At 43.1% G+C, this 20,515-nt stretch carries 13 protein-coding genes; 7 read left to right on the top strand and 6 right to left on the bottom strand.

The window, feature by feature from the left end; genetic code table 11:
- Positions 1-138: 138 nt before the first annotated feature.
- Complete coding sequence (locus tag ACTQ9T_RS08755; RefSeq protein WP_440464806.1) at positions 139-3,711, bottom strand: ATP-binding protein; 3,573 nt, start codon at positions 3,709-3,711, stop codon at positions 139-141.
- Positions 3,712-4,288: 577 nt separating this feature from the next.
- Between ACTQ9T_RS08755 and cysM the strand changes: the two genes are divergently transcribed.
- From cysM to ACTQ9T_RS08725, 6 genes are all read left to right on the top strand, one after another.
- Positions 4,289-5,248, top strand: coding sequence for a cysteine synthase CysM (cysM, locus tag ACTQ9T_RS08750; RefSeq protein WP_440464805.1), 960 nt, complete (start codon positions 4,289-4,291; stop codon positions 5,246-5,248).
- Between the two features lie 24 nt (positions 5,249-5,272).
- Positions 5,273-6,097, top strand: coding sequence for a 3'-5' exonuclease (locus ACTQ9T_RS08745; RefSeq protein ID WP_440464804.1), 825 nt, complete (start codon positions 5,273-5,275; stop codon positions 6,095-6,097).
- 68 nt (positions 6,098-6,165) lie between these two features.
- Entirely contained in the window at positions 6,166-7,707 is a 1,542-nt protein-coding gene (gene rlmD, locus ACTQ9T_RS08740) for a 23S rRNA (uracil(1939)-C(5))-methyltransferase RlmD (protein ID WP_440464803.1), read from the top strand.
- A 397-nt stretch (positions 7,708-8,104) separates the two neighbouring features.
- Entirely contained in the window at positions 8,105-10,657 is a 2,553-nt protein-coding gene (locus ACTQ9T_RS08735) for a RelA/SpoT family protein (RefSeq protein WP_010201773.1), read from the top strand.
- A 63-nt stretch (positions 10,658-10,720) separates the two neighbouring features.
- Entirely contained in the window at positions 10,721-11,671 is a 951-nt protein-coding gene (gene mutM, locus ACTQ9T_RS08730) for a bifunctional DNA-formamidopyrimidine glycosylase/DNA-(apurinic or apyrimidinic site) lyase (RefSeq protein ID WP_440464870.1), read from the top strand.
- Positions 11,672-11,978: 307 nt separating this feature from the next.
- A complete protein-coding gene (locus tag ACTQ9T_RS08725; RefSeq protein WP_189582712.1) occupies positions 11,979-12,419 on the top strand; it encodes a hypothetical protein in 441 nt (146 codons plus the stop codon).
- Between the two features lie 191 nt (positions 12,420-12,610).
- On the opposite strand, the gene typA is transcribed toward ACTQ9T_RS08725, so the two are convergent.
- Positions 12,611-14,458 (bottom strand): translational GTPase TypA, encoded by a 1,848-nt coding sequence (gene typA, locus ACTQ9T_RS08720; protein WP_010201777.1) that lies wholly within the window; start codon positions 14,456-14,458, stop codon positions 12,611-12,613.
- Between the two features lie 357 nt (positions 14,459-14,815).
- Positions 14,816-16,093 (bottom strand): OmpA family protein, encoded by a 1,278-nt coding sequence (locus ACTQ9T_RS08715; RefSeq protein ID WP_440464802.1) that lies wholly within the window; start codon positions 16,091-16,093, stop codon positions 14,816-14,818.
- Between the two features lie 582 nt (positions 16,094-16,675).
- On the opposite strand from ACTQ9T_RS08715, the gene ACTQ9T_RS08710 reads away from it, so the two are divergent.
- A complete protein-coding gene (locus ACTQ9T_RS08710; RefSeq protein ID WP_440464801.1) occupies positions 16,676-17,401 on the top strand; it encodes a GspH/FimT family pseudopilin in 726 nt (241 codons plus the stop codon).
- 42 nt (positions 17,402-17,443) lie between these two features.
- Here the strand turns inward: ACTQ9T_RS08710 and recO are convergent, their stop codons facing one another.
- The 3 genes from recO to rnc form a co-directional block, all read right to left on the bottom strand.
- Entirely contained in the window at positions 17,444-18,214 is a 771-nt protein-coding gene (gene recO / locus ACTQ9T_RS08705) for a DNA repair protein RecO (protein ID WP_189582718.1), read from the bottom strand.
- Between the two features lie 47 nt (positions 18,215-18,261).
- Positions 18,262-19,395 carry a GTPase Era gene (era, locus tag ACTQ9T_RS08700; protein WP_440464800.1) on the bottom strand — a complete coding sequence of 378 codons (1,134 nt, stop codon included), beginning with the start codon at positions 19,393-19,395 and terminating at the stop codon, positions 18,262-18,264.
- Between the two features lie 198 nt (positions 19,396-19,593).
- Positions 19,594-20,391, bottom strand: coding sequence for a ribonuclease III (gene rnc, locus ACTQ9T_RS08695; protein ID WP_010201782.1), 798 nt, complete (start codon positions 20,389-20,391; stop codon positions 19,594-19,596).
- Positions 20,392-20,515: the final 124 nt, after the last annotated feature.

Below are 20,515 nucleotides of genomic sequence, written 5' to 3'. Positions count from 1 at the left end.
TATGCTGCTAATGATGCCAATATAACAGGGTTATATCTGTCATATCGCATGAATAACTGACTGTCAGGATACCAGCCATCTATCTATCAATAAAAACCAGCCAATTTGCAGACAAAACCATCTGATATATTATCTGCCTCAGATCATCTTCCACGTCATATCATTTTCACTCAGACGATGATAATTCAGCTGCGCATAAGACGATAAATCCAGCGCTTGTAAGTTATTTAATGCCGTTAATAACGCTTCATAATACGGCTCAAGCATCGCAAACTGTGCAGGCGTAGTGTGCTGAATATTCAACAAGCTCTTATCTTCCAAATCTTGGCTGGCCTGACGTAGCTCTGGTACACCAGTATAGCGACTACCGCCTAAGATACGATGGGCAATTTGTGCAAGAGCACTACGGTCACGGGCATCCCACGCTTGAGTGAGGGCGCGTTTTTCCTCATTGATCGTATCGAGCATCATAATTATGAGCTTGGCTGCGAGATCCGGTTTATTCGCTGAGCGAGTCAGCGCATCTTGCCAGTCTAAGATATGGGAGGTGTTCGTATCATTAGCGCTTAGGTCGAGGTTTGTGTGCTCGTCTAACTTATCCTCGGTACTTGCTAGTACCTCAGGGTTGCTGCTGCCTGATATTTGGTACGGAGGGTACAGTAGCGATGCTTGTCTTTGCTGTTGATAACGCAAGCTTTCATAGCGTGGCTGGCTTTCGCGCAGCGTTCCTTGTCTATAGTCCTCACGAGGCTGGCTATCCTTTAAATAGTCATCACGGATTTTTTTTAATGATAAAGGTCGGGTTACTTTTTGCTGATTGATAGCTTCGGACACCTGACCATGATAATCGTCACTACCTTTAACCATTGGATAAGCCGGTGCTGTAGTGCCTACATACGAACCTAAAGGTTTTTCCACAGCGGTATTCGTTAAGGGGTCACTTTGTACATCAAAACCTTTTGCATCAAAATCTTTAGTACTGACATCAGTACCGATATTTTGAGTACCAGTATTTTGAGTACCAGCCTCTTGCTCTGCATTGACTCCAGCCACAGCGGTTAACTGCGGCACTGTCGTTGTGCGTCCTAGCCATTTTTGTAGCACTTGTAACAACTGTGGTTGGCTAATAGGCTTACCCACATAATCATTAATACCACTCGCCATGAGCTTGTCGCGCTCGTCAGCCAATCCATGTGCCGTCAACGCAATAATGGGAATACGATTATCAGCATTCTCGATATTACGAATCTGTCGAGCGGCTTCATGCCCTGACATCCGCGGCATTTGTATGTCCATAAATATCAAGTCGATGCTGTTTTTATCTTGATTACTGGTTTTACTCTGAGCATTGGTTGTACTCTGAGTAGTGCTTTTGTCTTCATTATTGTTATCTTCAGAGTATAGGGAACTGTTGGCGGCTTTACCCACTTCGTCGCGCGTTTCCGCTTTTGAAATCTGGGTTTTTTTCGACAAACTTTGCTTATCAGCTTTGGCGGTTTTGATGTTTTTGGTTTGTTGCTTGCTGATAAGCTCTATGGCTTCAAAACCACTATTCGCCGTAATAACCTGAATGCCAAGCTCACTGAGTAAGGCATCGAGCACCAGTAGGTTGGGCAGATGGTCATCAACTGCCAGCACGGTCACGCCTTTCCAGCGCGGCTCTTGCATGTTTTTGGGTGCGCTGCGCTTCTGCGTATCAAGCATACCGTAGAGTTGGCGTTTGTCTAATGGCTCATACAATATATTGGCATGATAACGATTTAACAGTGCTTGATCGGCAGCGACCTGATAACCAAACACCGCCAGCTTGCCTTGATAATGCAGACGAATCTGTTTGAGCAGCGCCATCATATCGTCTTGCGTGTCATCATCGACGATGACCCAATCCCAATAATTGCCGCGCTCTTTTAGTGACTCAAGCACGCCTGGCAACGAATTGGCTTGGGTCAGCTTAATCGGTAAGTACTGCAAGCTGGCTTTGAGTACCTGTATCGAAGCAGGATGATTAATCCATACCAACACATTGAACTCATCCGTGGCACTTGCCAGCGGTGCTAACACGGGTAGCGCAATCGTCTGCCCAGTAGCCGCCTCTAGCACATCGACATGGGCTGGCATTCGAAACCAAAACGTCGCGCCTTGATTGGCAATGTTTTCTTGTGCATTATCATAAAAACCAATATCACCGCCCATCAAACGGGTTAATTGCTTGGAGATAACCAGGCCTAGACCTGTACCACCATACTGGCGGGTAATTGATGGATCGCCTTGGCTAAAGCTTTGGAACAGCATTTTTTGATCGGCCAAAGAAATGCCTTTACCACTGTCTTGTACGCTAATCATTAAGTAATTGTCGCGATGGTCATCTAAGCTGACACGCACCACCACATCGCCACTGTCTGTGAACTTAATGGCATTGCCCACGATATTGGTCAGTACTTGTTTGAGGCGCAAGGCATCACCATTGACGCGCATCGGCACATCATTATAAAACAACACCGCCATGCGCAGCCCCTTTTCTGAGGATACCGGTGACAGCATGTCGACCACGTCATAGATGGTGTCATACAAATCAAACTCATGGCGGTCGAGCACCAATTTGCCCGCTTCGATTTTGGAAAAATCCAAGACATCATTGACCAAAGCAAGCAAGTGCGCTGACGATTTGCGTATGGTCTGCACATACAAGTCTTGTTCAGGATTGAGCTCGCCATGACGCGCCAGCAAATTAATAAAGCCGTCAATACTATTTAATGGTGTGCGCAGCTCATGGCTGATATTGGCCAAAAATGCAGATTTAGCTTGGCTTGTTGAGATAGCGGCATCACGTGCATTTCTAATAGAAATGTTTTGCATTTCCATCTCATCAAAGGCCAAACGCAAGTCATCTTCGGTTTGCTCAGCGTGGTCCTTAAGCTCTTGAAAGCTACCATGCAAACGGCGTAGAGTCCTAATTAAATCCTGTTGTAATAAATTCAGCTCACCAGTTGACTCGACCGAAGCGGGTTGGTATAGATTGTCGACATGGGTACGTTGTAATTGCAGGCGCAACTCATAAATTGGTGCAATCCAACGTTTTGAATAAATATTCAAACTCAGCAACAAGATTAAAATAGTAAACAAGCCAGTAATGACCAGTGCCATGGCGATACGGTAACGGGCGATATAGAGCGGCTCGTTGTCCATATCAATCATCAACCACAGTTGCTGACCGTCAAAATCACCCAGCATACTGCCATAGGCGGTACCGATAGGTGTTGGCTTTTGCGATAAAAACTCCCCTGTCGTGGCGATCAGAGGCCACGCTTCATTCGCCCCATAGCCTACCGTCACCAGTACTTGATTGCCCTCGTCAATAATCGCAATACGCTGTACATGCTGCTCAGACTGCATACGCCCAAGCCTATCTTGGAGGCCGCTGAGTGTAACAGCCGATTTTTGCGGTGCCTCGTTTGCCTCACTTGTATTGACCTCATCTATCGCTTGCTGACGCTGCTGCTCTAGTAGTTCGGGAATACGCTCGGCAATCGTGGGTGTATAACGAATAAGCATTGCCTCTGCTAATGCTTCTTGCTCTGAGTTGCTGGCACGCATGGTTTCGTGAAAGACCAAGATACCACCGACCGCTGCTAATAAACAGATCGGCAAAAACACCAATATAATCAGCTGACCATAAGCGCTACTGGTATCAAAACGTTTCTTGTATGCCATACTGGGATTACTCTCCACTGATATTTTTGTGATAAATACTCATGCTGCTTTCACGTCTTATGCCGCAGCCAATAACTGGTGCTCGATATTATCTTAACAGGATTTTATGAATGGCTGTTAAACATTCATAGCGCGTACCTTAACCTTTATAATCCTGATAAGAGAACCCTCATCCATTGCTAATTTTGACAGTATCCATGTTCAAGTCTTTAATATCAGTAGCAATGCATTTACCAATAATACCTGATGTCATCAGCGCGGCTGAAAACAAAATGATATAATGACGCAACTTTTTATTTGTCATCATTTATACCTCGTCATATGACCAGATTAACGGCGTAATTACGACCCTCGCACTGATGATTGACTGGCTGACGATTGAGTAACAACCTTTATAGTAGCAGTCTCAGAATTTATAGGGATGGTCTCAAGCGATTGTTGGACGATAACAACAGTGTGTTAATCAGCAAGCCGTTATTTAAAACGCGGTGCTTCAGACGACTGTTAAATGAATAACGCCCTAAAAAATACCTAACATTAAATAAATTGTCCTCTAAAAAACCAATAAGGATACCTTATGTCCACGACGACCACGTCAAATGCCAACTTTATCACGCAAGTGACTGCCCTTGCCGATTGCGTCGGTCAAACACCATTGGTGAAACTTCAGCGTCTACCTGAGCAGGAGCACATTACAAACGGTGCGGTTTTGCTCGCCAAACTTGAGGGCAATAATCCTGCTGGCTCTGTCAAAGACCGTCCTGCTTTTAATATGATTTACCAAGCAGAACAGCGCGGCGACATAAAGCCTGGAGATATGCTGATTGAAGCCACCAGTGGCAATACAGGCATTGCTTTGGCTATGGTCGCTGCGATGCGTGGCTACCCGATCACCCTACTGATGCCGACCAATTCGACTCAAGAGCGCAAAGACGCCATGATTGCTTATGGTGCGACGTTGATTGAAGTGGACGAAGGTATGGAAGCGGCGCGTGATTTAGCATTACAGATGCAAACGGATGGCAAAGGTATCGTCTTAGATCAATTTAATAACCTCGATAACAGACAAGCCCATTATCTAACGACTGGCCCTGAGCTATGGGCGCAAACTGCGGGTAAAATCACCCATTTTATCAGCTCGATGGGCACGACTGGCACCATTACTGGTGTCTCGCAATACCTAAAAGAACAAAACCCAGCGATCAAAATCATCGGGCTGCAACCTGACGAGGAAGCGTCTATTGCCGGTATCCGCCGTTGGCCTGCCGCTTATATGCCGGGTATTTTTGATGCAGACTTGGTCGATGAAGTGATGGATATTGAACAACATATCGCTGAAGTTTATATGCGAAAACTGGCCAAAACCGAAGGTATCTTCGCGGGTGTATCTTCAGGCGCCGCTGCATGGGCTGCCGTACAGGTGGCTAAAGAAAACCCTGATGCCGTTATCGCCTTTATTGTCTGTGATCGTGGAGACCGTTATTTATCGACGGGGCTGTATAGTATCGATGACAGCGTAGACAATGCAGCACCATAATCTCGAAATTAATTAGGTTTATCTATGTCACACGCCCTACCCTCCGACCCTATATTGGTCTTTGATATTGAAACTGTCGCGGATACAGCTGCCGCGCGCCGTATTTACCCGCAGCTGGCCGATCTAAATGATGCGGACGCACTGAGCGCATTGACAGCGCTACGTACACAAGAGGCTGGGCACGATTTTATGCGTTTGCCGCTGCAACGTATTGTTTGTATTTCGGCGTTATATATAAAAGATGGCAAGTTGTCGTTATTTTCGTTGACTGCAGATAAATTCAGCGAAAAGGACATTCTCGTTAAATTCTTTCGAGCGTTTAGTGACATTGAAAAATTGCCACAGCTGATCAGCTGGAATGGTTCAGGTTTTGATATTCCGGTATTGATTTACCGTGCCATGCAGTATGACCTTTCAGCACCATGGCTATTTGAAGAAGGCGCACGCATCAAAAACATGCGTTTTGATAATTATGTCAATCGCTTCCATACTCGCCATCTTGATTTGATGGACAGATTTAGCCAATACGGTGCCAGTCGCCGCGAAGCGATGGATATCGTCGCAAGCTTGTATGGACTTCCCGGCAAAACCAGTGTCGATGGCAGTATGGTTGGCGATCTTGTCAGCAATGATGATTGGCAGACGCTGTCTATTTATTGCGAGTCTGACGTGATGAATACCTGGCTAATCTATCTGCGCTGGCTGCGTTTGACCGGTCAACTGTCCTCAAAAGATTTTGATGCTTGGCAGCAGCAAAGCCATGACTATCTAGCAAAATACACCCAAGCCGATGGCAGTGCACGTCATCAAGAGTTTATTGCTGATTGGTCATTTACGCCGTCAGTATAAGCATGATTCTTTATACCAATTTCTGTACTCACCTTTTTAGTTATTCATTATTTATTTAAGGCAGGTTTATGCAACCCACCGATTCAAAAACATCTACCGCAGCTGATGCAACGCTGCAGGCGAACGATACCCAAACCATTACCATCCCGCCTAACAAGAAAAAATCCAAACCGTCATCAAAGACCCGTCGCCGTCTAAAAGAAGCTGAACCCTTACCGTTTAATATTGATGGGTTGTCGCATGATGGTCGCGGCGTGGCAGTATATGGCAATGGTTTAGGTGAAGCAGAAGGTCATGCAGTAGACAAGCATGGTAAAAAAGTCTTTGTCAGCTTTGCTTTGCCGGGTGAAAGCGCTTTGGTCAAGCTTACCAATAGCCGAACCAGCTTTGAGGAAGGTGACGCGATCAGCATCACTGCCAACCCAAATCCTGAACGTGTGGTACCGCCCTGCCCGCACTTCGGTGTCTGTGGTGGCTGTAACTTGCAGCATTGGCAGCCAGATGCCCAGATTAATTTTAAGCAGTCTGTCCTTGCTGAAATGCTGATGCATCAAGCCAAAGCCGAGCCTGATCATTGGCTAGCACCTGTAATCGGCGATCGCCTCGGTTATCGCACCAAAGCAAGAATGGGTGTGCGTTATGTGACCAAAAAAGAAACCGCCTTGGTGGGCTTTCGTGAACGCTCAAGTAACTTTTTGGCTGAGCTAAATGAGTGTCATATCTTAGATCCCCGTATTGGCTTTGAGCTTGAAAATTTAAAAACCCTTATCAGCACTCTAGAGAGCCGTGACAAGATTGCCCAGCTTGAATTGGCGATGGGTGAAGAGATGCCAGACCTACCAGATGGCAACCAGCCAGTCGCCCTCATTGTGCGCAACTTAGCGCCGTTATCTGATGCTGATGTAGAGAAGCTAAAGGTGTTTTTTGCCGCGCGCAATTGGCAGCTGTATTTACAATCAAAAGGCGTTGACAGCATCCAGCGTATCGCCTTGACGGATGCTGATGACCTGAGTCAGAAATTTGGACGTTTGTATTACCAACTGCCAGAATACGACCTTACTTTTGAATTTATCCCTACTGACTTTACTCAAGTAAATTTATCAGTAAATCGTCAGATGACCAAACTTGCTTGTGATTTATTAGACCTAAAAGCCGGTGAACGCGTACTTGATTTATTCAGTGGTTTGGGTAACTTTAGCTTGCCATTGGCACGATTGGTTGGCGAGACTGGCTCTGTCGTCGGTGTTGAAGGTAGCGAAGCAATGACCGCACGCGCCGCTGACAATGCACGTCGTAATGGTATCAATAACACTGAATTCTATAGCCAAGACTTAACGCAAGACTGTACTGATAAGCCTTGGGCCAATCAAGGCTTTGATGCGCTATTGATCGATCCGCCTCGCTCTGGTGCGTGGGAGATTATGCAGTATCTGCCGAAATTTAACGCCGAGCGTATTGTCTATGTCTCTTGCAACCCTGCAACGCTCGCCCGTGATACAAAAGCATTGTTAGAGCAAGGCTACCGTCTGACTCATGCTGGCGTAATGGATATGTTTTGCCATACTGGACATGTTGAGTCTATTGCGCGCTTTGAAAAGGTCGCTAATTAACATTGATTTTTTTCGCATATTTTCTTGTATGAGTTACTAGGCATGCTATAAACACATTTTGCCTATTCATAAATTAGGTCAAAGTATGCTATTAAAGTAGCCGATATGTTAATCGATATGTTAATCATAGTGACATGAGCATTACAGAGCCTCTCTTGATTTGTCCTCTTAAAATGAGATAATAATAGTCGTTCTTTCTATGCTTATTTAATCAGCATACAGCAGTTATTAACACTCATAATCTTACATATTCTACATACAACTCTATGGCTGCTAAAAATGGATTTTTAGCGGCTGTATTGATTTCTAGTTGCCCACTTATATATTGTATAAGTTTGGGTTTCGTACGTAGTAGATGAGGTTATAATCAATTCGAAATAGCTAAGAGGAGTCGGCTATGGTAAAAATTCGTGAAGGATTACCGTTGGTAGATGGACAGACCACACAAGCCGACAGTGCGACGTTAGCGGCACAACTGGTTGCGAGTCAACGCTCTCATCAGTCTGCTAATAGCTATGCTCAAATTCCACTCGATATCAAATACCAACTGGCCACTCACAAGCTGCATACGACTTTTGATCGCTCTGCACAGCATGCTTACCACAGTCATGACCCAAATCTTGAAAATGAATATTTGGACAACCAGCTTTTAGATGATGCTCATATTCTCTCAGAAGAAGAGCTTGAAGCAATCGATCTAGACAATGCCAATATTGATGTCCCTGCGTGGTTAGATAACGTGGCCAAGCGTATCGGCCAAGAGTCTGTCCCCAACCTCAGCGCTGCCTGTGACTTTATTCGTAGTCATATGAATACCAGCGAATCTGAACGCTCCGGTGCTTATGTCACTGGTATCGGTATGACTGATATATTGACCTACCTTTATCAAGATGAAGATGCGCTGGTTGCTGCGATGCTCTATCGCAGTGCCCGCAAATCAATCATCAGTCTGACTGAAATTGAGCAAAAATTTGGCAAGGATATATCCACCTTGGTCAAAGATACTTTGGCAATGGGTAAACTGTCGGAAATTATCGAAAGTAACAAACGCTTAGAAGATCACTTCGTAAACAATCAGCGTGACCAATTATCAAACATCTATAGCATGCTCATCTCCGTCACCAATGATGTGCGTGTGGTGCTTATTAAGCTGGCTGAACGTACCTTCGCCATGCGCGAATTGACCTTTTCTCACTTAGAGCGGCAAAATCGAGTGGCACGTGAGGTCATGACGATCTATGCGCCACTGGCCCATAGATTGGGTATCGCCCAACTAAAATGGGAGCTTGAAGACCTCGCCTTTCGATATCTCGCCCCTGAACGTTATAAAGAAATAGCCAAGCTATTGTCAGAAAAACGCAGCGAACGTGAGTCTTATATTCAGCGTGTGCAAGATAAGCTCAATGAAGCCTTGGCGGAAGCAGATATCGCGGGTGAAGTGTCAGGACGCGTCAAGCACATCTATTCTATTTATCGAAAAATGAAGCTCAAAGGCTTATCCTTCGATCAGCTTTACGATATTCGTGCGCTGCGTGTGTTAGTGACCAATCCTTCCGACTGTTATCACGTTTTAGGATTGGTACACGGTCTGTGGCGCTATATCCCTGAACAGTTTGATGACTATATTACCAATCCTAAATCAAATGGCTATCGCTCGCTGCATACGGCGGTGATTGCCGAAAACAAATCGCTTGAAGTACAGATTCGTACCCATGAGATGCACTTTGAGGCTGAGCTTGGCATGTGCGCGCATGTCAATTATAAAGAAGGGCTAAAAAACAAAAAAGACAATTATCTCAACCAGAGAATCAGCTCGCTGCGTCAACTGCTTTCTATCAATAATGAAACACGCAATCAGCCACGCTCATCCATGTTGACTGGTGATGAGCTAGAAGAAATAGAGTTCGACGAAGAAGAGCAACTGGTTGATTTTGATGAGCTTGAGCGCATTTACATCTTTAGTCGTGATGGTGATATTACCGAACTTCCGAAAGGCGCGACCGTCCTTGATTTTGCCTACTATGTACATACTCAGGTCGGTAACCGTGCGCAAGCCGCTCGGGTCAATCAACGCTATGTGCCTCTGACTTATCAGCTCAAAACTGGTGAGCAAGTTGAGATTATTACCAAAGCTTCTCGCGAGCCCAATCGTGATTGGCTGGTTGCCTCACTCGGTTATATTCATACCAATCGAGCACGCTCAAAACTGCGTCAATGGTTTAACAAGCAAGACCGCGACAAAAATATTGAGATCGGTCGGCACATGCTAAGTAAAGAGCTGGAGCGTTTATCCGTCCACCCTAACAGTATTGATTTAAATGATTACACTCAGTTTTTTCACGTTAATAATACAGACGACGTCATTGTTGGTTTGGTTACAGGTGATATCAGCCTAAACCAGCTGACCAGCCATATCTCTCGTCAGCTACACTTAGAGCCAGAGAGACCTGAGGAAGATTTCACACCCAGTGTCGATGCTAGAGATGCTGGCAAAATTGATGCCTATAAAATTCATATCGACGGTCTGGACAATATCGAAGTCAACTTAGCAGGCTGTTGTCATCCTGTACACGGTGAGCCGATTGCAGGTTACATCACTTTGTCACGCGGCGTTAGTGTACATAATCGGGGCTGTCCAGAATATTTGCGCCTTATTGAACGTGACCCTGAGCGCCAGATAGATGCTGCTTGGCGCGTAAAATCAGGTCGTTACCAACCCGTAGACATTCATGTAGAAGCTTATGATAGACGTGGATTATTACGTGATTTAACTCAAATTATCGACAAAGAAAACGTCAATATTCGTCAAGTTGAGACCCTGAGTAATGATGACAATATTGCCTTTTTAAAGTTTCATATTGAGGTGTCAGGATTGGCGCATTTGTCCAAGCTCTTAGCCAAACTTGAACAGCAGCATGGCATATTACATGCACGGCGTGCGGTTGCTTAAGTAAAATGCTAAGGCTTTGTGCAAACCTATCCATTTAATAATCGAGTTATTACCAAAAACACTATGCCTGAATTGCCTGAAGTAGAAACAACCAAAACCAGCTTAACCCCTCTATTGGGGCAACAAGTGATTGATGTAAAAGTATTCCAGCCAAAACTGCGCTGGTCTATGCCTGACGATTTAGATGCCTTGGATGGTTATACCTTAGGCAGCATCGAGCGACGAGCGAAGTATTTGATATTAAATTTCTTACCGCCCTTATCTAAGAATAACGCTACTACTGAGCTTGCTACATTGGCACCGCGGCAGCTTCTCATTCATTTGGGTATGTCCGGTAGTTTACAGCAGCACAGTAAGGGTACAGAGAAGCGAAAACATGACCATTTAGTGATGGTATTTGGTAGCACTGATAAAAAGCAAATACAATTACACTATCATGATCCTAGACGCTTTGGCTCGGTGCTGTGGCATGAGGATTATGCTGCGAAGCTGTTAGATCACTTGGGTGCCGAGCCTTTATCAGAGGAATTCACTGCTGATTACTTGTATCAGCTCATCCAACGCACGGATCTATCTGATAAAACCGCTATTAAAACTACGGCTGGTAAAAAAACAGCGAGTAGAGCTAAATCGAAAAAGCGGCCAATCACGCGAGCTATTAAATCTGTCATTATGGAGCAGCAAGTGGTCGTTGGCGTTGGCAATATATACGCGACCGAAAGTCTGTATCTATCAGGGATTCATCCTGCGACCCCTGCTCATCAATTATCGTATGATGATATTTTTATTTTGGTCGATCATATTAAAACCATTCTACAAAAAGCGATAGCGCTGGGTGGCTCGACCTTACGAGATTTCACGGTCGCTAGCGGGCAAACTGGATATTTTCAACAGACTCTAAATGTCTATGGTAGACAGGGTGAAGCTTGTCCGCACTGTCAAACGACGCTAGAAAATATCAAGCTAAATGGACGTGCTAGCGTTTACTGCCCCAACTGCCAGCCCCTAGCGTAGTAAGTGAAATGCTACGACATACTTGATAAGCATTAATGTTATCAAGCCTCACTGATACAATAGAGAATATTTTTTAAGGTTAGTAAATTTTGTGATTACAGTAGCTGTATCACACGCATTTTTGTTGCTTATTGGCCTACGTCTTGCTTTAATAGTGAAAGAGCTTACATAAATAGTGCAAACCATTTATTTATCTGTAATAATTAATCTATTTATCGTTGCCGCATTGCTTGTATAGGGAAATTGTCTCTGTATGAAAATAGCAGCAGCCATCCATTATACTGCTTACGAGTTTTAGGATATCATTATGACTGTTAAAGCCCATACACAACGCACCGTCAAGCGCAAAATTTTTACCCTGATTACAAGCGTAAGCTTGATTGTGGCCAGTATGCAACCTGCTTTGGCAGCGATAGAAATTGATGAAGATGACTTTGGGCCTTCTTATGGCACTATGGCAGTAGATACTATCGTTGGCAAGCCACTGGGTTTAGTGACTGCCGTGGCTGGTACGGCAGCTTATATTGTCAGCCTGCCTTTTTCTCTAATCGGTGGTAACGCGGATCAAGCTCAGCAGAAGCTATTTGTAGAGCCTTGGGATGCGATGGGACGGTGCTTAGGCTGTACGGTTGCCGAAGACAACTACTATAAGTCACAAGTCAGCGATAACAATATCGTACGTATTGTCGTTGATCAACCGTCAGAGATTTTGATCAATACAAATGATTATGTGATAGTTACCCCTTAAGACAATCACTCCATCAAGCGATCATTCTACAAGATGAGCATCTGCTAAATATTCAAATTTATTTCAACACTGTCTAATTACTACTTACTGCCAACTAATTACTCCTAACAATTATTTATAGACCGACAATAAAAAAGGCTAACATGATGTTAGCCTTTTTTTTAGAAATTTATTGGTACTAATATAAGCTACTAAGCACCTTTCTTACGACCATGACGCTTACGCTCGCTTTCAGTCAAGTAACGCTTACGTAGACGAATTGCTTTAGGTGTTACTTCAACCAATTCGTCATCTTGGATGAACTCAAGTGCTTGTTCAAGCGTAAACTTAACTGCTGGAGTCAACGTCAATGCTTCATCAGTACCACTAGCGCGAACGTTAGTTAACTGTTTAGCAGTCGTTGGGTTAACAGCCATATCATCGTTACGTGAGTTAAGACCAACGATCATACCTTCATATACTTCAAGCTGTGGCTCAGCGAATAATTTACCGCGCTTTTGCAAGTTAAACAATGCAAAGCCTAGGCAAACGCCTTTAGCCATAGAAACGAGTACGCCATTAGAGCGGCCACCAACATCACCAATTTTCTGTGGACCATAATGTGAGAAGCTTGACGTCATGATTCCTGAACCTGATGTTAAGGTCAAGAATTCAGAACGGAAACCGATCAAACCACGTGCTGGCATCGTTGCTTCAATACGCATACGACCTTTGCCATCAAGTTCCATGTTAGTCATCTCGCCTTTGCGTAGACCAACCTGCTCCATGATAGAACCTTGATGCTCATCTTCAATATCGAACACAACGTTTTCATACGGCTCTTGTAGTTTACCGTCAACTTCTTTAACGATAACTTCTGGGCCTGAAACACCCATCTCAAAACCTTCACGGCGCATGTTTTCGATTAGTACAGATAAATGAAGCTCACCACGACCTGATACTTTAAATTTATCAGGAGACTCTGTGTCTTCTACACGTAGTGCAACGTTATGAATCAATTCACGCTCAAGACGCTCACGAATATTACGTGAAGTCACAAACTTACCATCACGACCAGCGAACGGTGAGTTGTTTACTTGGAAGTTCATTGATACGGTTGGTTCATCAACCGTTAGTGCTGGTAATGCTTCAACGTTAGCTGGATCACAAATCGTATCTGAGATATTAAGTGCATCAATACCAGTGATACAAACGATATCACCAGCTTGTGCATCTTCAACATCAATACGATCAAGACCATGATAGCCCATGATTTTTAGAATACGGCCATTACGCGTGTTGCCATGCTTATCAATAACTGTTACTTGCGTATTAAGCTTAACTTTACCACGCTGGATACGACCAATACCGATAACACCAACGAAGCTATTGAAGTCAAGGCTTGAGATTTGCATGCGGAACGGTGCATCTGCATCCACTTGTGGTGGCTGCACGACATCAACGATAGTTTTGAACAGTGGCGTCATATCATCAGCTAAATCATCAGCTTCTAAACCCGCAATACCATTCAATGCTGACGCATAAACAACTGGGAAATCAAGCTGTTCATCAGTTGCGCCTAGGTTATCGAACAAATCAAAAATTTGATCCATTACCCAATCAGGACGCGAACCAGGACGATCAATTTTGTTGATAACAACAATAGGCTTTAGACCTTGCTCGAACGCTTTTTGCGTTACGAAACGAGTCTGTGGCATTGGACCATCAACAGCATCAACCACTAGAAGTACGCAGTCAACCATCGACATGACACGCTCAACTTCACCACCAAAATCGGCGTGACCTGGGGTGTCAACGATGTTGATGCGATACTCTGTATCCGAAGATTTATCTGTCCAGCGGATAGCTGTGTTTTTAGCCAAAATGGTAATGCCACGTTCTTGCTCAATATCGCCTGAATCCATTGCACGTTCAGCAATGTTTGCACGATCGCCAAAAGTGCCAGATTGATGTAATAGTTTATCAACCAAAGTTGTCTTACCGTGATCAACGTGGGCAATAATTGCGATGTTACGCAGGTGTTTGATATCGTTCGCCATATAAAATGCTCTTTTCGTCTTAAAAAAAATGCAGTAGCAGTAAGCACCGCTGGATAAACTTTTACCATCAACCAGAGAGATATGACTACAGGACTTGTAAATGAGTACACAATAGGTGAATTCATTTAATTAATAGTAGTAAAATCAAATACCTATGCTGGAAAATCCATCGTACAGATAGCTATGCTAATGTACACTTTGTCAATCTACAAAGTGTTTGGGTCGATAGTATAACATTATTGCACGATCAATTTATGTAATAACTTACTTTTCTCAGTACATAAATAAAAAAAAGCCACCCATTGGGTAGCTTTTTTTGTAACGATATAACTTAGAAGATAACTATCTAGCTATTATTTACTGAACAACCATATCTTTAGTTTGTTCAACAGTCATAGTTTTGTCACCAGTAATGATGGCATAAACACGACGGTTCATAGCGCGACCTTCTTCAGTGTCGTTTGGTGCGATTGGTTGGTCATAACCATAACCAACTGTTGATAGACGGTTTGGAGCAATACCAAATTCGTTAGTCAACATAGATTTCACAGCAACAGCACGGGCTTCAGACAGACGTTGGTTATAACGTGCTGAAGGACCAGTTTTAGAAGCATGACCTTCTACGCGTGCAGTTGAATTAGGATACTCACGCATCTTCTCTGCTACTTTAGCGATTTCAGGCTTGTATTGGTTTTTGATAGCTGATTTATCGTTATCAAAGAATACACGAAGTTCCATTTTCAGTTCGTCAGTAATATCTACTGGTACTGGGCAACCACGTTCATCAACAACAACATTCATTGGAGTGCCTGGGCATGCATCGATGCTATCAGGTACGCCATCACCGTCAGAATCAAGATCAGATTCAACAACAACGATTGGTGCAGTATCAACCATAGGCTCTTCCATTGGAGGAACAGCTACTGTAGGTGCTAAATGGCCACCAAGTACAACTTCTAGACCGGCTAGAGCCATGCCTTCCCACCAGTTGTTGTCGAAGTTATGAATCGCACGAGCTTCACCACGTAGGCTTAACGCGTCGTTGATGCGATACATAGCACCTAGACCTAGGTTACCGATAGTGTCTTTTGAGCTTGATACCTCAGTACCAGCGTCAACAATGTCGCCATTAGAAGCAGTGTAACGCTCTTGGTTTTCTACTTCGATCTTAGACTGACCAGCACCAACTAATACATAAGGCTTAAGTGCACCATCAGTATAACCAGTAAATTCTTCAGTACCGATTAAGAAGTTACCAGAGATCATGGTTTGTTCAACGTCAAAACGGTTGATACCAGACTTTGCAGAATCTTCAGATGCTTCGCCGTTTGCATTAGATACACCGTACTCTACTTGGAACTGAGTAGAAGGAGTTAATTCAATACCTAGCGCAGCACCAGTATATAGGCTACTTTCTTTAGCTACACCACCGTTAGGATTGCCAACACGGTCAGTATTGTCTTGTAAGTTCTTACCGGTACGTAGGATTTCACGCTGTTTGTCAGCTGTATCACTGAATTCGTCATCAACCATGTGATAACCAAGTAACAATGGGCTAATAGTAACGCCAGCGTTAGCTGCTAGAGGCGCAGCTGCTACGGCAACCAGAGCTAGAGCGATTTTATTCAATTTCATGGACTTCCTCCAAAGGATAATTTTAGTGATGCGTTAAGCAAAACCACTTCTCAAGATGCTCCAGAATAGACATCTTTTACGAATTTTAAATGACAAAGCAAAACTAATTTAGAAGTAGCTTAGCGATTATCGATTCAGTTTACAACTTTTTTCGTTAACGAGCTACACATTATTACACGATAATGTCGTAACTAAAACACAATAGCCAGCTTAAGTTACTGAGAACAAACACACCTTACGTTTTTTGCCTTTTGTGTATGAGTTCGCAATAGACTTTCAACCGAAGTGTCTCTTTTGGTTGAGGGTATTTTAATACAACTGGTACTTTTTCTCTATTGTTAAAACTACCTGTTCACTAATTGAAACATTTTTTGACAGTAGACATATATTCTGTTTATATTGTAATAGCAAACATTAATCTAATTTTTTATATTTGGCTAAAATGATGAGTACATAGAGCGATTAATATCGCAGGAACCTAAATATTCTTAACAAAAATATTTATGAGGCTTAATCACAGGTATTGGTCACATTCATTCTGACAAAGTGTCAAATACATTATTTGTTACAAGTAATAATCCTATGGCTATAGTATATAAAATATCGTCAAATTACCAACAACTATCTGCATGTAGTTTACTTAAATTGGTTTTGGGTAGAAATAAGCTTACTAATCCAGCCGTCATGATGCAAGCGCCAAAGATTTGCTCTATAAGCACTGAACAGACTATCTTAAACGAGAAATCCACACTCGATAAGCGCGTTTTTAAACACTCACATCAAAATGGCTTTACATTAATAGAGCTCATGGTGACCGTAGCAGTATTAGCAATTATCATGATGATTGCCGCACCCGCTATCTTGACACAATTGGCACGCATGGAAGCTCAGCGTATCAGGTACGGAATAACAGACACGCTAAAATTAGCGAAAGCGGAAAGTGTCATTCGTCGCCAAAACTTATTAGTGTGTTTGTCGGACGGCAATGGTTTATGTCATAAAAACAGTAATAAAACCTTGTTGCTCTTTGTAGATAACAACGATAACCAGAATTTTGATAAAGGGACAGACGATTTGTTAGAAGAACAAACCTTAAACCCTAAATATGGCACTTTGCATCTGCGTGCAGGAAAACGTCGTTACGTCAAATTTTATGGTGATAGCGGTAAACCACGCGGGCATTTTGGGCATTTTAAGTATTGTGCAAACTCTACATACAGCCAGGTGATGTATCAAATATCATTCAGTCAAGGCGCCAATATTACTTTTAAGCCTAATGACAGCCATCCGACTGGGTGTGGTGACTAACATGCTTTGAGGTTAAAGCTTTTAAATTTTTTCATACTTTAGCTATAACTGATAGCGCTGTTGCTGCTGCCAAAGCAAGCGACTTTGTAGCGGCTGATAATCTAGGAGGTGGTCAATCAGTTGTCGATGCAAACGCGACCAAGCATTAAGTGTGACATCGCTTATTCCTTGCTCCACCATTATCACTATCTCACTACCCTCAAAAACTGCTCGCCCCATATCAGCACTTTCTAAAAACTCACCTTGCACAATCGGCACCAAACCGGCATCGGGTAAGAATCGATAAATACTCTGAGGCTCGATACTATCTTGAACATTATCCTGCGTTAGTGTCAAGGCAAAACCCAATTCGTTAAATAGATACTGCTCAAACTGCCGCAAACACAAGCGCAGCTCATTAGCCGTTAATGGCTGTTTTAACCTATCTAAACTGTCTTGGTAATGTTGCCATAGTTTTGGCATCGGATCTTCGGTGGGCAATAAGCGCCATAGTATTTCGTTTAGATATAAGGCAGCGTATTGATGTTGACCAGTGATGTTTTCGTAGGGAACGGCTTTTAACGTTTTCGCGGCATCGTCTTCTGGAAGCACGTCTGTCTGTACGACGTGCTGAGGTGCAATATTAATCTGACTGAATGTCTTTAAATCCCGCTTACCCGTGGCAAACAGTTGTAAAGGCATAAATAAAGGCGCGCCTTTTTTACCAATCCCATGTATGACACCATGCTGCTGAGAAAATAAATAGTATAAGGCACGTTTTTCTTGGTAAGGGCGCTGGTGTAACAAATAACCAATCAATGCTTCATTACGCATCTATCATTACCTCAGCACTGATTATAAAAGGCTAATTTTAATCGCTATTAATAGCCCAAACTGGTCAATGCACGTTCGTCATCAGACCAACCACGTTTCACTTTCACCCACAGTGTCAGCATAATTTTTTTATCAAACAACTGCTCCATATCTTTACGAGCATCCATACCCACTTGCTTGATACGCTGACCTTTATCACCGATGACAATGGCTTTTTGACCACTACGCTCGACGTAGATAGTTGCATCGATGAAAGTACAAGCCTTACGTGGACGACCTGTTTTTGGATCGGTATGCGCAGGTTCATCTTTGAAACCGTCAATCTGTACCGTTAAGTCATATGGCACTTCGTCACCGGCGCTACGCATGATTTTTTCGCGGATAATTTCACTGGCTAAGAAACGCTCTGAGCGATCAGTGATTTGCTCGGTATCATAAATAGGGGCAGCAATAGGTAGATGTGAGGCGATTACTTCTTGCAGGCGATCTAGATTTTGGTTTTTTAAAGCAGATACTGGTACGATATCAGCAAAATCAAAGCTGTCATTAAAGGTTTCCATCAGCGGTAAAACGCTGCCTTTGTCTTTTAAGGTATCCGCTTTATTAATCACTAAAACTACAGTTAGATTAGTATGGCCAAGCTTTTGTAAAACTAACAAATCATCATCACGCCATTGATCTGAATCAACAACGAATAATACCAAATCAACATCTACTAATGCAGATACTGCGGCTTTATTCATACGCTCATTGATAGCACGTACTTCATTGCGATGAATACCTGGTGTGTCAACGAATACTGCCTGCATTTCATGATTTGACAAAATACCGTGGATACGATGACGGGTTGTTTGCGGCTTACGTGACGTAATAGATAATTTTTGACCCAATAAATGGTTCATCAAGGTCGACTTACCCACGTTTGGACGTCCAACGATTGCCACATAGCCAGCTTTAAAATCATCAGCCATACTCGCATTATTATTTGGCGAGAAAAACTCTTCGATGGCCAGATCGTTTTCTACATCGTTGCTTTCTGCTTCATTATTTTCTGAGTGCTCGGAATTTAAGTCAGCACTTTTTAATTCAGCATTTTCTAGTATTGGTTTTACGTCTGTTTTTTGGGTCATAGCGTTGGTATTATCTTCATTGTTTGATGGCAAGTCAGTATGATTGCTCATAGGTTTATCCTGTGGGGTTTATCATCAGCTCAACAGTTCTACTGCTATCTAAAATAAAGTAGTATCAAATAAGATAGCAGCACCATGCTTGGCTTGAGAATATTTGCGGTTTTAAAATAAGTATTATTTAAAAATAACCCTTACTTAAAAAATATTATAAATTCATTTTTTGGTTAGAACATGCTTGGGATATCTAGATTACGAGCGAGTTTTAGGCAAGCTTGGCAGTTTATGCAGCTGATTAATCATCAGCTCTGCTGCTTTTTGTTCAGCAATACGGCGACTTTCACCCGATTCAGTAATATCAGGGCAGTTACTAATATTTACCTGACAGCGCACCACAAAAATTTGATGCGGTGCATTGCCACGGGTTTCCATAAGCTCATAATGCGGCAAATCAAATTGCTTAGATTGTAGCCATTCTTGCAAGCGGCTCTTAGCATCTTTTAGAGCTTTCTGGTCATTGACATTATCAATCAGGTCTCCATACCATGAGAGCACGCAATCACGAGTAATAGTCATATCCTGACTGTCTAAATAGATAGCACCAATCAGCGACTCTACGGCATCTGCTAATATAGAAGCACGATTACGACCACCACCTTTACGCTCCCCTATCCCTAATATTAAATGATTGGAAAGCTCTAGATTTTGAGCAATGATGACCAGCGATTCTTGGCGTACCAAAGTGGCACGCATACGCGTCAAACGCCCTTCGTTTTGACTGGGATAACGATGATATAAAGCCTCACCCACAATCATACCCAATAATGCATCGCCCAAAAACTCTAAGCGCTCGTAGTTTTTTTTGCTATCAAACGAGCGATGAGTCAGTGCCAGCTTGGGAAGTGTTAGATTATTAAACACATAACCCAGTTTGCGCGTTAATATGGCCAAGCGTTGGATGAATTCTGAGCTAACAATAAGCGTGTCGACAGACGTGTTATTTGTTTGGGGAGTAGGAACCGCCTGAGAGTGCTGCGAAGTTGGTTTCATGCGTGGCTTGTGGTTATCCCTTTTGTTTTACTGAGGTAATTGGTTAATAATGACTGGTTAATAACGATTAATTAATAAAAAATATGGTCGTAAATGATGTTTGACGAATAAATAAGAAATGAGC

The organism is Psychrobacter sp. ASPA161_6 (assembly GCF_051970285.1).
Classification (GTDB): Bacteria; Pseudomonadota; Gammaproteobacteria; order Pseudomonadales; family Moraxellaceae; genus Psychrobacter; species Psychrobacter glaciei.
Note: the sequence above shows the minus strand (reverse complement) of the source record. Positions and strands in the feature narration are given on the sequence as shown.

Coding starts and splice junctions, on each gene's coding strand:
- ACTQ9T_RS08755 (WP_440464806.1), bottom strand. CDS start 3,711: ATGGCATACAAGAAACGTTTTGATACCAGTAGCGCTTATGGTCAGCTG.
- cysM (WP_440464805.1), top strand. CDS start 4,289: ATGTCCACGACGACCACGTCAAATGCCAACTTTATCACGCAAGTGACT.
- ACTQ9T_RS08745 (WP_440464804.1), top strand. CDS start 5,273: ATGTCACACGCCCTACCCTCCGACCCTATATTGGTCTTTGATATTGAA.
- rlmD (WP_440464803.1), top strand. CDS start 6,166: ATGCAACCCACCGATTCAAAAACATCTACCGCAGCTGATGCAACGCTG.
- ACTQ9T_RS08735 (WP_010201773.1), top strand. CDS start 8,105: ATGGTAAAAATTCGTGAAGGATTACCGTTGGTAGATGGACAGACCACA.
- mutM (WP_440464870.1), top strand. CDS start 10,721: ATGCCTGAATTGCCTGAAGTAGAAACAACCAAAACCAGCTTAACCCCT.
- ACTQ9T_RS08725 (WP_189582712.1), top strand. CDS start 11,979: ATGACTGTTAAAGCCCATACACAACGCACCGTCAAGCGCAAAATTTTT.
- typA (WP_010201777.1), bottom strand. CDS start 14,458: ATGGCGAACGATATCAAACACCTGCGTAACATCGCAATTATTGCCCAC.
- ACTQ9T_RS08715 (WP_440464802.1), bottom strand. CDS start 16,093: ATGAAATTGAATAAAATCGCTCTAGCTCTGGTTGCCGTAGCAGCTGCG.
- ACTQ9T_RS08710 (WP_440464801.1), top strand. CDS start 16,676: ATGGCTATAGTATATAAAATATCGTCAAATTACCAACAACTATCTGCA.
- recO (WP_189582718.1), bottom strand. CDS start 18,214: ATGCGTAATGAAGCATTGATTGGTTATTTGTTACACCAGCGCCCTTAC.
- era (WP_440464800.1), bottom strand. CDS start 19,395: ATGAGCAATCATACTGACTTGCCATCAAACAATGAAGATAATACCAAC.
- rnc (WP_010201782.1), bottom strand. CDS start 20,391: ATGAAACCAACTTCGCAGCACTCTCAGGCGGTTCCTACTCCCCAAACA.